General features: G+C 61.0%; 16 protein-coding genes and 2 tRNA genes. 6 read left to right on the top strand and 12 right to left on the bottom strand.

Translation table 11 applies throughout. The features are described 5' to 3' along the window. A partial coding sequence (locus BLU35_RS06930; protein WP_143032894.1) for a helix-turn-helix domain-containing protein occupies window positions 1-282 on the bottom strand: 282 nt, incomplete at its 3' end. Window positions 283-523: 241 nt separating this feature from the next. Here BLU35_RS06930 and BLU35_RS06925 point away from each other — a divergent pair. Then, entirely contained in the window at window positions 524-1,471 is a 948-nt protein-coding gene (locus BLU35_RS06925) for a phosphoribosylaminoimidazolesuccinocarboxamide synthase (protein ID WP_093232490.1), read from the top strand. Window positions 1,472-1,503: 32 nt separating this feature from the next. On the opposite strand, the gene BLU35_RS06920 is transcribed toward BLU35_RS06925, so the two are convergent. The 3 genes from BLU35_RS06920 to metG are packed head-to-tail and all read right to left on the bottom strand — an operon-like array spanning window position 1,504 to window position 4,687. Then, complete coding sequence (locus BLU35_RS06920; RefSeq protein ID WP_057256049.1) at window positions 1,504-2,340, bottom strand: MBL fold metallo-hydrolase; 837 nt, start codon at window positions 2,338-2,340, stop codon at window positions 1,504-1,506. 1 nt (window position 2,341) lies between these two features. Beyond that, a complete protein-coding gene (locus tag BLU35_RS06915) occupies window positions 2,342-3,121 on the bottom strand; it encodes a TatD family hydrolase (RefSeq protein ID WP_058328207.1) in 780 nt (259 codons plus the stop codon). A gap of 12 nt (window positions 3,122-3,133) precedes the next feature. Further along, window positions 3,134-4,687: a methionine--tRNA ligase gene (gene metG, locus BLU35_RS06910; RefSeq protein WP_057256045.1), complete on the bottom strand. Its 1,554-nt coding sequence runs from the start codon at window positions 4,685-4,687 to the stop codon at window positions 3,134-3,136. Window positions 4,688-4,865: 178 nt separating this feature from the next. Between metG and BLU35_RS06905 the strand changes: the two genes are divergently transcribed. After that, entirely contained in the window at window positions 4,866-5,171 is a 306-nt protein-coding gene (locus BLU35_RS06905) for a nucleoside triphosphate pyrophosphohydrolase family protein (protein WP_057256043.1), read from the top strand. On the opposite strand, the gene BLU35_RS06900 is transcribed toward BLU35_RS06905, so the two are convergent. The 4 genes from BLU35_RS06900 to BLU35_RS06885 form a co-directional block, all read right to left on the bottom strand. Beyond that, complete coding sequence (locus tag BLU35_RS06900) at window positions 5,166-6,197, bottom strand: DNA polymerase III subunit delta' (RefSeq protein ID WP_093232476.1); 1,032 nt, start codon at window positions 6,195-6,197, stop codon at window positions 5,166-5,168. The genes BLU35_RS06905 and BLU35_RS06900 overlap by 6 nt on opposite strands. Continuing rightward, window positions 6,194-6,874, bottom strand: a complete 681-nt coding sequence (gene tmk, locus BLU35_RS06895; protein WP_502688138.1) for a dTMP kinase — start codon at window positions 6,872-6,874, stop codon at window positions 6,194-6,196. Before tmk ends, BLU35_RS06900 begins: the two co-directional genes overlap by 4 nt. A 224-nt stretch (window positions 6,875-7,098) precedes the next feature. After that, window positions 7,099-8,259 carry a D-alanyl-D-alanine carboxypeptidase family protein gene (locus BLU35_RS06890; RefSeq protein WP_058322492.1) on the bottom strand — a complete coding sequence of 387 codons (1,161 nt, stop codon included), beginning with the start codon at window positions 8,257-8,259 and terminating at the stop codon, window positions 7,099-7,101. Window positions 8,260-8,322: 63 nt separating this feature from the next. Beyond that, complete coding sequence (locus tag BLU35_RS06885) at window positions 8,323-9,354, bottom strand: septal ring lytic transglycosylase RlpA family protein (RefSeq protein WP_093232489.1); 1,032 nt, start codon at window positions 9,352-9,354, stop codon at window positions 8,323-8,325. 313 nt (window positions 9,355-9,667) lie between these two features. Between BLU35_RS06885 and BLU35_RS06880 the strand changes: the two genes are divergently transcribed. After that, window positions 9,668-9,757: transfer RNA gene (locus BLU35_RS06880), tRNA-Ser, on the top strand. A 144-nt stretch (window positions 9,758-9,901) separates the two neighbouring features. On the opposite strand, the gene BLU35_RS06875 is transcribed toward BLU35_RS06880, so the two are convergent. Both BLU35_RS06875 and BLU35_RS06870 read right to left on the bottom strand, forming a co-directional pair. Further along, window positions 9,902-10,597, bottom strand: coding sequence for a hypothetical protein (locus BLU35_RS06875; protein ID WP_176907144.1), 696 nt, complete (start codon window positions 10,595-10,597; stop codon window positions 9,902-9,904). Between the two features lie 32 nt (window positions 10,598-10,629). Beyond that, window positions 10,630-11,241 carry a hypothetical protein gene (locus BLU35_RS06870; RefSeq protein ID WP_143032892.1) on the bottom strand — a complete coding sequence of 204 codons (612 nt, stop codon included), beginning with the start codon at window positions 11,239-11,241 and terminating at the stop codon, window positions 10,630-10,632. A gap of 331 nt (window positions 11,242-11,572) precedes the next feature. Between BLU35_RS06870 and BLU35_RS06865 the strand changes: the two genes are divergently transcribed. Both BLU35_RS06865 and lexA read left to right on the top strand, forming a co-directional pair. After that, window positions 11,573-11,869: a hypothetical protein gene (locus BLU35_RS06865; protein ID WP_093232472.1), complete on the top strand. Its 297-nt coding sequence runs from the start codon at window positions 11,573-11,575 to the stop codon at window positions 11,867-11,869. Between the two features lie 245 nt (window positions 11,870-12,114). Continuing rightward, window positions 12,115-12,840: a transcriptional repressor LexA gene (lexA, locus tag BLU35_RS06860; protein WP_093232471.1), complete on the top strand. Its 726-nt coding sequence runs from the start codon at window positions 12,115-12,117 to the stop codon at window positions 12,838-12,840. A 90-nt stretch (window positions 12,841-12,930) separates the two neighbouring features. On the opposite strand, the gene BLU35_RS06855 is transcribed toward lexA, so the two are convergent. Next, window positions 12,931-13,263 carry a hypothetical protein gene (locus tag BLU35_RS06855; protein ID WP_093232488.1) on the bottom strand — a complete coding sequence of 111 codons (333 nt, stop codon included), beginning with the start codon at window positions 13,261-13,263 and terminating at the stop codon, window positions 12,931-12,933. 383 nt (window positions 13,264-13,646) lie between these two features. On the opposite strand from BLU35_RS06855, the gene BLU35_RS06850 reads away from it, so the two are divergent. Then, a tRNA-Cys gene (locus tag BLU35_RS06850) sits at window positions 13,647-13,720 on the top strand. Between the two features lie 76 nt (window positions 13,721-13,796). Here BLU35_RS06850 and BLU35_RS06845 read toward each other — a convergent pair. Continuing rightward, window positions 13,797-14,519 carry a thermonuclease family protein gene (locus BLU35_RS06845; RefSeq protein ID WP_286161448.1) on the bottom strand — a complete coding sequence of 241 codons (723 nt, stop codon included), beginning with the start codon at window positions 14,517-14,519 and terminating at the stop codon, window positions 13,797-13,799. Between the last annotated feature and the right edge of the window lie 44 nt (window positions 14,520-14,563).

Genomic DNA, 14,563 nt, shown 5'->3' with positions numbered 1-14,563 from the left:
GGCCGCCAGCGTCGGACCAAAGTCGGCATAACGCTCGTGCACGATCGCCATGGCGTAATCGCGTACGCCGTCGCAGATCCGGTTGTTCGATGGCCGGCCGATCGCCTGGTGCCGGATCGACGCCGCACCGCCAGCGCCGATCCGCTCCAACAGACGACGCACCTGGCGGGTACTCAAGCCAAGCACATGTGCCGCCGACACCAGCGTCATCCGCCCGGCAATCACTTTCGACAAGACCTCAATCCGCTGCAGGTCGCGCTCGCTCATCGCAATCAATCCCATCCGCAATCTCCCAGGTCATCAAAACCCGGGGAGAGTGACATTCCAACTTTGCAGGATCAGGACACTTTAACTTTGCGGCTACACACAAAGATCGCATAAGATAGATTATGGAACTATCGAATATGCCGGAAAACATGGATTGCGGCTGATCCTTGCCTTGCCGCGCTTGACCCGGCCTTTCCGGCCTGCTTAGCGTTCCAGCACCGAAGCACCACTTTCAAGGCCAGATGTGATGAGCGAATTGCGCGTTCTTTCAGATGCTTTCATTCCAGAACTGCCAAACCGCTACAAAGGCAAGGTTCGCGAAAACTACGATCTGCCCGATGGCAACCGTATCATCATCGCCACGGATCGGCTGAGCGCCTTCGACGTCATCCTGACCTCGATCCCGAACAAAGGTCACGTGCTGACGCAGACCGCGCGCTACTGGTTCGAGGAAACCGCCGACATTTGCCCGAACCATGTGGTCAGCTATCCGGACCCCAATGTCGTCATCGGCAAGCGGCTCGACATTCTGCCGGTTGAGGTCGTCGTGCGCGGTTATCTTGCCGGCACCACCAGCACCTCGATCCTGACCAAGTACCGCAATGGCGAACGTGAGATGTACGGCATCACCTTGCTGGACGGCATGCGCGACAACGAGAAGCTGCCGCAGCCGATCATCACGCCCACCAGCAAGGCTTTCGACGGCGGTCACGACGAGCCGCTCTCGGCCGAAGCGATCCTCGAGCAAGGACTGCTGACGAAAGAGCAGCTGGATACGGTCTGGCAATATGCGCTGGCTCTGTTTGCCCGTGGCCAGCAGCGCGCCGCCGAACGTGGCCTGATCCTCGTTGACACCAAATACGAGTTCGGTACCGACGAAAACGGCACGATCTTTCTTGCCGACGAGATCCATACGCCCGATAGCAGCCGCTATTGGATCGCCGACAGCTACCAGCAGAGCTTCGAACGCGGCGAGCGCCCGAAAAGCTTCGACAAGGATTTCGTGCGCGCCTGGGTCACCGCGCGCTGCGACCCTTACAAGGATCCGATCCCAGAAATTCCAGTCGATCTCATCGAGCAGACATCTGCGGTCTATATCGAGGCTTTCGAGACGATCACCGGTCAGCGCTTTGTCCCGGACCTTTCAGGCGCATCGGTTCTGGAGCGTATCCGCACCAATCTGGCGCCCTATTTCTCCAAGTGAATCCGTATATTAGATAAGAATGCTAATCTGATTTACGCGTCACCAGACGTCGGATCGCCGACGTCGAATTCGAGCCGCATCATGTCGTAGGCCGGCTCGATATGATCGGGCGTTTCGCCCTGAACCGTGTCGTAATCCAGCGGCACATGCATGTGCGTCAGTACCGCCCGCTTCGGCTGCAGTCTGGCGATCCAGCCGAGCGACTGCACCAGCGACAGATGGCTCGGGTGGAACTTATACTGCAGGGTGTCGAGAACCAGCAGATCGAGACCGTCGAGCTTGGCGACGGTTTCGGCGGGAAAGTCGCTGACATCGCTGCAATAGGCAAAGTCGCCGACTCGGAACCCGAGCGAATGGATGTTGCCGTGAAACTGCATCAGCGGCCGGAACGGGATCGGCCCGCCGGCACCGTTGATCACCACAGGCGATAGATCGTCGGGAATGATCCGCGGCTCGACGATCGGTGGGTAACCGCTGCCGGGCGGTGATTCCAGGCAATAGCCGAATCCCTCGCGGATTCGCCCCATCGTATAGGCATCGGCCCAGATCGGCACCCGCCTCCGGTTTTCAATGACATAACCGCGCAGATCGTCGATGCCATGCAGATGATCGGCATGGGAATGGGTGTAGAGCACCGCATCGATGTGGTGCACCCCTGCTGCAACCATCTGCGCGCGAAAATCCGGACCAGTGTCGATGACGACGGTCGTCTTGCCACCATCGGGCGCGGTCTGCTCGACCAGCAAAGCGGCGCGCATGCGCCGGTTCTTCGGATTGTCCGGATTGCAGGCGCCCCAGTCACCGGTGATGCGCGGCACGCCCGGCGACGAGCCGCAGCCGAGAATGGTGAAGGCGCGCCGGAACGCCACGTCAGACCCTCGGCATCTTGGAGAAGATGCGGAAGGCGTTTTCCGTGGTGATCCTAGCGATCTCCTCGTTGCTCACACCGATCGTTTCGGCGAGCACGGCAGCCGTATGGGCGACATAGGCCGGCTCGTTGCGCTTGCCGCGGAACGGCTTCGGCGCGAGATAAGGCGCGTCGGTCTCGACGATCATCCGGTCGTGCGGCACGGTCTTGGCGATCTCGCGCAACTCTTCGGATTTCGGAAAGGTCAGGATGCCCGAGAAGGAGACGTAGCCGCCGAGCTCGACGCCGATACGCGCGAGGTCAGGGCCGGACGAGAAGCAGTGCAGAAGGAAAGGGAAGGCCCCCTTCCCTGTTTCCTCGGTCAGGATCGCCGCCATGTCTTCGTCGGCCGAGCGGCTATGAATGACGAGCGGCAAACCGGTTTCGCGCGCTGCGGCAATGTGCCGGCGCAGGCCTTCGACCTGGGCGTCACGCGGAGCGTTGTCATAGAAATAGTCGAGACCCGCCTCGCCAATCGCGACCACCTTCGGATGCACCGACAGCCGGACAAGATCTTCAGTCGTGATGTCCAGTTCCTCATCCGCATTGTGCGGATGCGTGCCGACGGAACAGAAGACATTCGGATAGGCCTCAGCGATCGCAAGGATCGTCTCGAACCGCTTCACGCGGGTCGAGATCGTGATCATCTGCTCGACACCCGCTTCATGCGCCCGCGCGACGATGGCGTCACGCTCCGCTTCGAAATCGGGAAAATCCAGATGGCAATGGGTATCGATCAGCATGCTCAAAGTGCCTTATTGCGCTTCCGGTGCAATGTAGCGCGGGAACACCGGCTTCGGCGCTTCAAGCGGCGTGCCCGACACGAGACGTCCCGCCTCGCCGAGGGCTGCGAAGTCGCGCTTGTCGGCGGGCGCCGCCACCAGGTCGAGCAGCTTTGCCGACGAGTCCGGCATGAAGGGCTGCAAGAGGATGGCGATCTGGCGCACCACTTCCGCCGTTACATAGAGCACGGTTCCCATGCGGGCCGGATCGGTCTTCTTCAGGGCCCAGGGCTCCTGGCCGGCGAAGTAGCGGTCCGTCTCGGAGACGACGGCGATGATCGCGGCCAGCGCCCGGTGGATCATCTGCTTGCCCATCTCGTCGCGCGTGATCTCGTGCAGCGCATCTGCGGCCGCCAGCATCGCCTTGTCCTCGTCGGTCAGGGTACCGCAGACCGGGACCTGGCCGTCGCAATTCTTGACGATCATCGACAGCGAGCGGCTCGCCAGGTTGCCGATGCCGTTGGCGAGATCGGAGTTGATGCGGGTCGCGATCCCCTCCTCGCTGTAGCTGCCGTCCTGACCGAAGGAGACTTCGCGCAGGAAGAAGTAGCGGATCTGATCCAGACCGAAATGCTCGACCAGATTGAACGGATCGACGACGTTGCCAAGCGACTTCGACATCTTCTCGCCCTTGTTGAGCAGGAAGCCATGGGCAAAGACGCGCTTGGGCAGCGGCAGGCCGGCCGATATCAGGAAAGCCGGCCAATAGACTGCGTGGAAGCGGATGATGTCCTTGCCGATCACATGGATGTTGGCTGGCCAGAACTTGGCGCGTGGACCCTTGGGGTCGTCGAGATAGCCGGTCGCGGTGATGTAGTTCGTCAGCGCGTCGACCCAGACATACATCACGTGCGCCGGGTCGTTCGGAACCTTGATGCCCCAGTCGAAGGTGGTGCGCGAAACCGAGAGATCCTTGAGGCCCGATTTCACGAACGAAATCACCTCGTTGCGGCGTTCGGCCGGACCGATGAAATCAGGATTTTCCTCATAGTGCTTCAGGAGCTTGTCCTGATAGGCGGAGAGGCGGAAGAAGTAGCTCTGCTCCTCGACCCATTCGACGGGCGTTCCCTGCGGGCCGTAGCGGACGCCATCGTCGCGCAGTTCGGTCTCGTTCTCCTGGTAGTAGGCTTCGTCCCGCACAGAGTACCAGCCGGCGTAGGAATCCTTGTAGAGGTCGCCCGCCTCGCCCATGCGAATCCAGATGTCCTGCGACGCATCGTGATGGCGCTTCTCGGTCGTGCGGATGAAGTCGTCGTTGGACGCATTCAATAGCACGGCCATCTTCTGGAATTCCGCGGAGTTGCGGTCGGCCAGTTCCTGCGGAGTCACGCCTTCCTTGCGTGCCGTCTGCTGCATCTTCTGGCCGTGCTCGTCGGTGCCGGTCAGGAAGAACACGTCACGTCCATCTAGGCGCTGGTAGCGCGCCATGGCATCCGTCGCGATCAACTCATAGGCGTGGCCGATATGCGGCCGGCCGTTCGGGTAGGAAATCGCGGTGGTGATGTAGAAAGGGGACGTGTCTCTCATAGGCGGATTCGATCTATCTCGGATTAAGCTACGCACGCTCTTAGCGCATACGCCGCAAGGAAGAAACATGCGATCCGTGAAAAGCCCGGTCGGAGAGGTCGCCGCTGGCGCTGCCAGCCTTGCATAATCCGCATGCGCGACCTAGAACAAAACAGAAACAAACGAAAGAGGGTGAATCATGCTGGAGCGACTTGGCAGCCAATTTGAAACCGCCTCCGCCGGCTATGCCGGCGCGCACGGAATCGAGCGCGACCCCGACTGGTTCATCCTGAAGATGCAGGAGGAATTGGGGGAGTTGACGCAGGTCTGGAACAAGCTCAGCGGCCGCGGCCGACGCAACGGGAAATCAACGGACGAACTCAGGTCCCTGATGGCCGACGAGACCGCCGACCTGCTCGGGCATGTGTTGCTTTTCGCCCACCACCACAAGCTCGACCTGCAGGCGGCAATCGAGCGCAAGTGGCGCTTCCAGGCGGCGCTATAGCGCCGCTTTCAAATCGTCGAGCAGCGACAGGATGGTCTGCTTGCGGTCGAGATTGTAGGCGTCGCTGACGGTCAGCCGCTCGGTCACGGAAGCCGAAAGCCGCGCGAAGCGCTCGGCGCGCACGATGTCTCCCGCAATCGCGGCCTCCCGCGCGTCGCGCATGATGCGGTCACTTGCGAGAGCCTGGAAGAATTCGAAGATCGTTTCACTGTCCTTGCCCGAGAGCACGTCGGCCAGCTTGTGCATGTCCTTGCGGACCGCCGGGCCCTGCCCTGCGAGGATTCCTTCGAATGTCGCGGCAATTTCCAGTCCGCCATAATTGATGAGCTTCAGCGCTTCGGCGACGCTGCCATTGGCGGCCGCGACGATGCGCTCGGCGTTCTCGCCTTCGAGATCGAAACCGAGATGCGCCAGAGCCTGACTGAGCGGCGCGACGTCGAGCGGCTTCAGCCGCAGCGGCAGGCAGCGCGAGCGGATCGTCGGCAACAGTTTTCCGGGCGCATGCGTCAGCACCAGGAAGAGCGAGCGGCGCGGCGGCTCCTCGAGGATCTTCAGGATGGCATTGGCCGCATTCCGGTTGAGGTCGTCCGCCGGGTCGATGATGACGATGCGCCAGTTGCCCGTACCTGACGTCTGGCTGAAGAACTTGCCGGCGCGTCGGACCTCGTCAACGGTGATCGCGCCCTTCGCCCTGCCCGTCTTCTCATCGATCGGGCGGCTCAGGTGCAAGAGATTGTGCGAGGCGCCCGAGGCGAGCTGCCGCCCGATGGCGGAAGCCGGATCGGGATCGGAAATCGCTTCAGGCGCTTCCTCGGGTTCCGGATGTTTCAGGATGTGATGCGCAAAGCGAAAGGCAAGCGTCGCCTTACCAATCCCCTCCGGCCCTTCGATCAGGATCGCGTGGTGTCCCTTGCCGGAGCGATAGCTCTGCGCCAGGAAGCTTTCCGCCTGTTCGTGGCCGAACAGTCGATTGTTCTCGGCGGGCGCGATGGCGCCATCCAGGACGCCGCCTCTTTCCGCGCTCATGACACGACTTCCTCGGTCGACGTCTCGGTGCCGTCGCCATGCGGCAGGAGGGCCTCGACGAGGGAAAGCACCTCGGTGGCGATGGCCTCGACAGGCTGCGTCGCATCGACGACCCGGCATCGCTCGGAATCGCGCCTGGCGATATCGAGAAAGGCGTCCCGCCGTTTCTCATGCGTCTCCAGCTGCTCCTTCTCGAAACGATCAGGATTGTCGTCCCCGGCGCGGCGTTGCGCCCGATCGAGGCCGATGCTCGCCGGCAGATCGAAAATCACAGTCCGATCCGGCACGACACCGTTGATCGCCACACGCTCCAGACTTTCGACGAAGCTTTGCTCCAGGTTGCCGGTGATGCCCTGATAGACGCGCGAAGAATCCATGAAACGGTCGCACAGCACGATCGTACCCTTGTCGAGCGCCGGCCGGATGACCTCTTCGACATGATCGCTCCGGGCCGCTGCAAAGAGGATCGCCTCCATCCTGACCCCGAAGGCCTCCGCGGCTCCCGAAAGAAGCACGTGGCGCACCGCTTCGGCGCCGGCTGAACCGCCAGGCTCGCGTGTCGTCAGCACCTCGTAGCCGCGCCCGCGCAGGGATTCGGCAAGAAGACGAAGCTGCGTCGACTTGCCGGCACCTTCCCCACCTTCGAATGTTACGAACAGACCTTTTTTCAGCGACACCATGCGTTCCCATATCGGCATGCGACCCAGATCACGATGATTTCAGGTCGAATCGACCTGAAATCATCGTGACCTGTTCTAATAAGCTAGAGCGGAACGCGGGCGGAAAACCGCGCACACTTTCCTCATTCCGCTCTGGCCCTGTTTAACCGATTGGTCCGCCGTGTGAAACCGTCAGGTGGCGATGAATTGGCAGGAACCGCCCTCGCCGCAACCAGCTGCGGCTAAATCCAGAAAAACAGCAGTTCCTGCAGCGCATCGAGAGCACGGCTGGTCAGCGTGCCCTGCCCGACGGCGTTGGCGGTCTTGACCGGCACTTCGCGCAGCAGCTTCTCGCCGTTCCACAATTTGACGACGCCGACTTCCGTCCCCGCAGTCACCGGCGCCCGCAAGGGCCACTTATAGACGATCCGCGCCGTCAGCCGTTCCGGATTGTCGACCGGCAAAAGCACGTCGACCGGACCGCCGGCAACCAAGGCGACGTGGGCGGCATCGCCGCCATAGACGGCCGCTTCGCCAATCGCCTCCCCGTCGGCAAAAATCCGCTTCTTCTCGAACGCGGTCATTGCCCAATCGAGCACCTTGCGGCTCTCCTCGATGCGCTCCTTGTCGGTTTCGAGACCGCCCATGGCGAGATAGACCCGGCGGTCGCCGCGCTGCAGCGAAGCGGCCAGGGAGAAACCGAAGCCTTCGGCAAAGCCGGTCGCCAGGCCGTCCACACCGATATTGGCCGCGATCAGCGGGTTCTTATTGCGTTGCAGGATCTTGTTCCATTCGAACTCCGGCTGCGAATAGAGCCTGTAGAGATCGGGATGTGCCTCGTGGAGGTGCCGAATGAGCGTTACCAGTTCGCTCATCGTGATCTGGTTGCCGGGATCCGGGAGCCCAGTGGCATTGCGGAACGTCGCAACCGGCATGCCAAGCTCGCGCGCGCGCGCCGTCATCCGCTCGGCAAAAGCGCCCTCATTCCCGGTCATGCCTTCAGCAAGGATAATGCAGGCATCGTTGGCAAGCTGAACCGCCACACCCTGCAGGAGGTCGGCGACGCGGATGCGGGATTTCAATGCGGCAAACATCGTCGAGGTGCCGGCGGGCGCACCGCCGGTGCGCCAGGCGTGCTCGGACACCTCGAAGGTGGTTTCGGCGGAAAGCTCGCCCTTGCCGAGAGCCTCGGCCACGACCTCCATCGTCATCAATTTGGCGAGCGATGCAGGCGGTATCGGTTGATTTTCGGCGCGTGAGAAAAGCACGGTGCCGGTTTCGGCATCGACAAGCAGGATCTGCTTTGCCTTGGTATCGAAAGCGGGCGCCGGTGTCTGCGCGAATACGGCGCCTGTAAACAGCGCAACGCCGAAAAACACCGCCGAAAACATCTTCATGCGCATGGGAAACTCCGGTTTCCCCTTGGGCATAGCAGCGTGGTCATTTTGGCACAACGCCGCCTGCGGTTAACGGACAGAGCCGCTTGCTTTCTGGCGCTCGGCGTAATCGACAATCACTTGGGGGGTAAGCTGCTTCCGGTCGACCATAATTGCTTCAAACGGCGACTCGGCATCGCTGACGCGGACTTCGACGTAAGCTGCAGCATAGGCCATGTTGCCGTCGGGCATCGGGATGAACTCGGGCCGCTCACGCGGGATCGGGCCGATTTCCGGCAGCATCACGAACTCGTTCAACGATTGCGGCTGGGCGAACTGCGGCACGGGAGCTGCGAGCGCCGTCACCGGTTCGCCAACATCGAGCGAGGCCTTTGCGGGGACGGTGATCGTGCCAAGGCTCTGTTTGCGGAACGGCTCGTTCGAGGCGACCATTACGCCGGTCGCGATCTGGCCTTCCGGCATCACGCTCGGGCCACGTTCGCCCTTCTGAACGTAGGACGCCATCAGATAGGGCATGTCGTTGCCTTCAAGCGGCGCGCGGCCGACATATTGCACGCGCACCTGCGCGCTGCCCTTGCGCTTGATATCGAGCATGTCGGCCGTCTTCGAGGAAACGTCGATGATCCGGCCGAATTCATAGGGGCCGCGATCGTTGACGCGCACAATGACGGACGTACCGTTTTCCATGTTGGTGACGCGCGCGTAGCTCGGCAGCGGGAACGTCGGATGGGCGGCCGACAGATGGGCCTTGTCATAGACCTCGCCGTTGGCGGTCAGGCGACCATGAAAGGCCGAGCCGTACCAGGAAGCCGTACCGGTCTTGTTGTAGCCGAAGTCTTCCCTCGGCTGATACCACTTGCCCTTGACCTGATAGGCCTTGCCGACCTGATAGCGTCCGCCGCCCTTGGGGATGTTGTTACCGGTGGCAACGCGCGGGCTCGCCTTCACGCCGTAAACGGATTCGGCGAAGTATTCCTTGCTCCGCGGCTTCTTTTTGATGCTCGACGTGGATCCGCAGGCCGCGAGCGTTACGCACAGCGCAGGAATTGCCGCAAGGCGCAGTCCCTTGACCAGATATGCCGCATTTTTACTGGATGTCATCTGTCCCACAACATCGATCGAATAAGCCGTACTCGAAACCTTCCGCTCGTGCCCCCAGCGGAAATCTCGGCGTCCCGAAACGGAACAGTCGATTAAACATGACAGCAACAAGGCGAAAATGCGAACTCATCCACAGATCAGCGCCGGATTTCATGCGTTATGGTTTACAGATGGTTACCGGCAAAGCGTGCCCGCACGCTCAAGTCCGGCCATCGAGAAAATCTTTCAGCGACGCATGTTAAATCTTGCAAAGCGACGGGGCTTCGCGCAATAACGCCGTGCCCGGTAAGCAGTTGACTGCGAGCTCAGGCAAGGACAGGTGGCCGAGTGGTTTAAGGCTCTGGTCTTGAAAACCAGCGTACGGGAAACCGTACCGTGGGTTCGAATCCCACCCTGTCCGCCATTTTCCCAAGAAATATAGTCCGACGATGGACCGCCATCCCTGGCGGTGCTTCATTTTAACGAGCGCTTGTCGGCAGGCGTCAGCGCCGTGTGGTTCGCCTCGGGCAGACGACGACTGGGCCCTCCGCCTTTCACTCAAGCCAGGTTAGAGGCTGAACGGATCACGCGCTGAGCGTTTCTCGTTTGGCGCGTTGAACGGATCGGACTTCTTCTCCTTGGATTTGCGGCCCTCGTCGGCGATGATCTCATCCACGGCTCGCTGGCATTTCAGGAGTTCTTCCGCCGCCGGGCCGGTGCCGCGCAGACTGAGGTTTGCGACAACGCGATCGTCAAAGGCGATCGCCAACGTCCTTTTGCGCACGAACCCCGTCAGGAATTCCGCATCGGTGGCGTTCACGAACAGGAACTTGCCGCTCTCGTCGCCGGCGGCGGTCGCCGCCGCACTCCAGGGATCGCTCTTGTCGAAGCGGAACGTCAGGTCATAGTCCTTGCCGACCTCGAGCGACTTCCAATCGTCGCTGGCGAAACTCATGTAGAGTGGTGATTCGGAGCCCTTGGGATAGAACCCCAGGCGCAGCCTGATTCCGCCTTCGAATATCGACGTGATGAAACACGAGCCTTCCATCGACGTGTCGGAAGCAACGGTCCAGCCGCCGACTTCCTTCCATTTGATGATCTCGGACTCCTCAGCCACGGCCGGTCCCGTGGCCATCAGACAGCTCACCAACCCGAACAGCAATCTACGCATGCAAAACCCCCGTTTGCCCGCATTTTGATAGGTCGCCGCGTGACTGTCGAGGGTGGGTGACCCGCACCCATGCAAAATTTTAGGAATATTCACCTCTCCCCGCGGACCGACGCTCACGCCAAAGATCACATGGCAAAGGGATCTTTCGACGATTTGGTCTGGCCGCCACCAGCAAAGGGGTCATTGTTTGGCGCATTCCCGCCAGCGCCCGCAAACGGATCGGCGGCCGCCCCCTGCCCGCCGTTTGGCATCAACGCAATCACCGCCTCCTGGCATTTGAACATCTCGCTGACGGCCTTCATCGAATCGCGCAGGCTGAGGCTCGCCACCACGCGCCCTTCGAACGCCAGCGCCAGCGTGTTCTTGCGCACGAATTCGGTGAAGAAGTCGGTGTTGGAGAAGTTGACGACCAGAGCCTTCGAGCCTGTGAGGTCCACGCCGAACGCGACAGCCGGCCACTGGCGGCCACGGTCGAGCTGCAAGGCCCGCTGCGGCTCGATCGATTTCCAGTCGGCATTGCCAATCGAAAGAAACGCCAGGTTCGCCGATCCTCTCGGATAGAAGCCGATTCGAAGGATCATTCCGCCGTCGTAGCTCGTCGCCGCATAGCACGAGCCGCCCAAGGACGGATCGGAGCCCACCGTCCAAGCATTGACCTCCTTCCAGATATTCGAACGCCCTTCTTCAGCAGAGGCCGCTCCCGCCGCCACCAACAGACAGAGAACCGCCAACGACAATCTACGCATGCAATCACCCCATTTTTCCCGCAAAGTTATCGTTTTTTTACTACCTGTCGAGACGTGCGACATCTTCACAACACGGATTTGTGCACGCCCGTAGCGAGGCCGCGACTTGGCGCAACCCATGCGATTGCGGCAAGGACGGCGCGCCAGGCTGAGGCGGCTTCGCCGCTGCGTGCCCCTGGCGCAAAACGGCCACAGCCTGCACCCAAAGAGCTGTTGAACACATGACAGTGATCGCCAAGCTTGCTGGACTTCGGAACGAAAGCGCGGTTCACATCGTTAACCGCCCCGTAGTCCCACCCTTGCATCAAAGTGGACGATCACCGTGCTTGCCGCCCTGCTTCTCGCTTCGATAGTCGCATCGCCTAATATGCCTGACGTCAAGCTCAGCGCCGCCACGGTGGACGAACTTCAGACCGATTTCGAGAGCGCCGTGCCATGCCATCAGATCGATGGACGCAAGGTGTGGAAGGGTGCGATCGCGTTCTACATCCAGTCGTTCGTCTATGATGGCGACAGGCCGGTCGCGACCGATGCGGCGGATGCCGTACTTCCAGAAGACAACAGCGCCGAGACGGTGAAGGAATTCGAAGACGCGTGCGCCGCCACGCAGCCGGCCTAGCCTCTTTGCACAAAAACGCTCGCGATTCGTTCGAATCGCCGTGCCGTCGCGTAATGCGCTACGCCGCCGCCCTCCGTTTGGGCACGATCATCGCCCAAGCCGCTCTGCTCCCGTAAAAGTGACCAATCGACACGCACAGACGCGCCAATTGTCTGAGTTCACGGAATTTTAGGCACTTGCGGAACACATATGGAACAGATAGTGTCTGTTCTTGATTTGTTTCACGCCTCTGGGAGCGACGTGCCATGCTGACCCGCAAGCAACAGGAATTGCTTCTCTTCATTCACGAACGCATGAAGGAGTCGGGCGTCCCACCATCTTTCGATGAAATGAAGGATGCGCTCGACCTGGCGTCGAAGTCCGGCATTCACCGCCTGATCACGGCACTCGAAGAACGCGGGTTCATTCGCCGTCTGCCGAACCGGGCTCGCGCGCTCGAGGTCATCAAGCTTCCGGAGGCTTACGCATCCAGCCAGCAGCAGCCCCGCCGCGGCTTCTCGCCCAGCGTGATCGAGGGCAGCCTCGGCAAGCCGCCAGTGGCCGCTCCTGCCGCACCGCCGAAGCCCGCGCCCGTGGCCGACAACACATCGGTTTCCGTGCCGGTCATGGGCCGCATCGCTGCCGGTGTGCCGATCTCGGCCATCCAGAACAACACGCACGACATTACCGTTCCGCTCGACATGATCGGCAACGGCGAACACTACGCTCTCGAAGTCAAGGGCGATTCGATGATCGAAGCCGGCATCTTCGACGGCGACACCGTGATCATCCGCAATGGCAATACGGCCAATCCCGGCGATATCATCGTGGCGCTCGTGGATGATGAGGAAGCGACGCTGAAGCGCTTCCGGCGCAAGGGCGCATCGATCGCGCTCGAAGCCGCGAACCCTGCCTACGAAACAAGGATTTTTGGGCCCGATCGGGTGAAGATCCAGGGCAAGCTCGTCGGGCTGATCCGCCGCTACCACTGATTCCGAGGGAAACCAGGCATCCGACCGAGCCTCGCCACCGCTTGCGGCTGCGAGGCTCTGTTTATTGAAGGCGACCTGAAGGCACGCCTCTTACTCGTGGATGGTGTACTCGCCGAGCTCGCAGAGGTCCTGCATGTCTTCGGTCGTATCGAGGCCGGAGCCTTCTTCGAACTCGAAGCGCATGTCGTACTTGCAGACCTCCCGGCCGTCGGCGATAGTGATCTCCATGTCTTCCCCTGGGTTCAGCACCTGCCGGCCGAAAACATCGTCTTCCCACTCGTTGACGCCCACAGGCGACGTATAGAAGTTCGTCAGCACTGCGCCCGTGTTGTTCTTCAGCTTGAAAACCAGATCCTCTGCCTGCGCCTCAAATGTGGTCGCAGCGATGAGGGCCAAGGCCGTCAGGACAAGTTTCGTCTTCATATATGCCATTGCCTCCGTTTTGATGATGACGGACGCTACCGATGCGGCTGATGTCAGCGGAGTCATCGTTCCCCCTCTACCGATTTCACCGAAGCGATAAGATCCAACGGATAGCTAATGGACGTGGCTTGCGCGGGCGTGTGGCACGCCTGAGCGAACGCTTCCTGGGCGTCGCAACCCGAAGCAAGCAGAGGAAAGCAGTCGTTTCCACCCCTGCTTGAAGTATCGCTACCCGCTCCCCCGAGCGGTCGACATTGCCAAACCTTCTACCTGTGGAAAGCACACAAACCACAAATTCGCATTGTGTTTTTCGGAAAATGCCTCTTGCGGATTTTCTGCAATCATTCTAAATCCGCGCCAACGCTCGGTTATCCGAGCTGTGAGGCCTCGTGGCGGAGTGGTGACGCAGAGGACTGCAAATCCTTGTACCCCGGTTCAATTCCGGGCGAGGCCTCCAAAAAATCTCCACGCTATTAAAGAGTGCTGCGGCAATGCCTTCCGTTGAAGGCATTGGGTTCCTGCAATTTTTGACGTCAGCACCAGGGCGTCGCGTGTCCTGTCCACGGCCGTACCAGCCCCTCGGATACGAGCACGCGCCCGATGGACTGGTCGCCCCGCGTAACCAGCCGCAGCTTTTCGCCGGCCTTGGCATCCTGACGACCGCCCGCCGTTTCCAGCCTGAAGTCACCCGCATTCAACAATTCGCGCAGGCGCTGCTTGGCGTAGAAGCCGCGCGAACGTTCCTTGTCGCAGCTTGCCTGGCGAATACGCGGCGCATCGACATCTGCGACGCGGATCGTTTCGCCGTGGTACAGGAAGGTGGCGCCGTCGATCACGCAGTTGTCGTTGCGAATCCCGCAGAAATAAAACTGATCCGTGCGAACGGATGCCGTCTTCACTTCCTCATTCGGCCGCACCACGGGTGTCGGCGCCTTGGCGCCGACGTCGACGGACGGCACCGGAGCGGCAAGGGCAACTCTTGTCACCGGATTCGGCTTCTGCTTCTCCGCCTGTTGCGCGGGACGCTCGTCCGCTTTCTGCGCGACACGAACGGGCTTCGGCTTCGATTCGTGGCGCGACGTGAACGCGGCCACGTCCGATACCACCGGCCAATGTTTCAGTTCGGCGCGATGATCGTAAGCGACCACGCCGCCGACAGTGAGTGCGGCGGCCAGATACCACGGCGCCATACCGCCTTGTTTGCCCCTGCTCCGACCGGAATTCCGGCTGCGACGTTTCGTAGTGGCTTTGGCCATGCGTCCCCATCCTGATTCGCGACCGCATTATGCGATTGATGGGT

The organism is Sinorhizobium sp. NFACC03 (assembly GCF_900103435.1).
Lineage (GTDB): Bacteria > Pseudomonadota > Alphaproteobacteria > Rhizobiales > Rhizobiaceae > Ensifer.
This window is presented reverse-complemented; position numbering and strand designations above follow the sequence as displayed.

What these genes read in the sequence shown, in the direction of transcription:
- BLU35_RS06915 (WP_058328207.1), bottom strand. Translation starts at nt 3,121, where the DNA reads ATGCTGATCGATACCCATTGCCATCTGGATTTTCCCGATTTCGAAGCG.
- metG (WP_057256045.1), bottom strand. Translation starts at nt 4,687, where the DNA reads ATGAGAGACACGTCCCCTTTCTACATCACCACCGCGATTTCCTACCCG.
- BLU35_RS06905 (WP_057256043.1), top strand. Translation starts at nt 4,866, where the DNA reads ATGCTGGAGCGACTTGGCAGCCAATTTGAAACCGCCTCCGCCGGCTAT.
- BLU35_RS06900 (WP_093232476.1), bottom strand. Translation starts at nt 6,197, where the DNA reads ATGAGCGCGGAAAGAGGCGGCGTCCTGGATGGCGCCATCGCGCCCGCC.
- BLU35_RS06890 (WP_058322492.1), bottom strand. Translation starts at nt 8,259, where the DNA reads ATGCGCATGAAGATGTTTTCGGCGGTGTTTTTCGGCGTTGCGCTGTTT.
- BLU35_RS06885 (WP_093232489.1), bottom strand. Translation starts at nt 9,354, where the DNA reads ATGACATCCAGTAAAAATGCGGCATATCTGGTCAAGGGACTGCGCCTT.
- lexA (WP_093232471.1), top strand. Translation starts at nt 12,115, where the DNA reads ATGCTGACCCGCAAGCAACAGGAATTGCTTCTCTTCATTCACGAACGC.
- BLU35_RS06855 (WP_093232488.1), bottom strand. Translation starts at nt 13,263, where the DNA reads ATGAAGACGAAACTTGTCCTGACGGCCTTGGCCCTCATCGCTGCGACC.
- BLU35_RS06845 (WP_286161448.1), bottom strand. Translation starts at nt 14,519, where the DNA reads ATGGCCAAAGCCACTACGAAACGTCGCAGCCGGAATTCCGGTCGGAGC.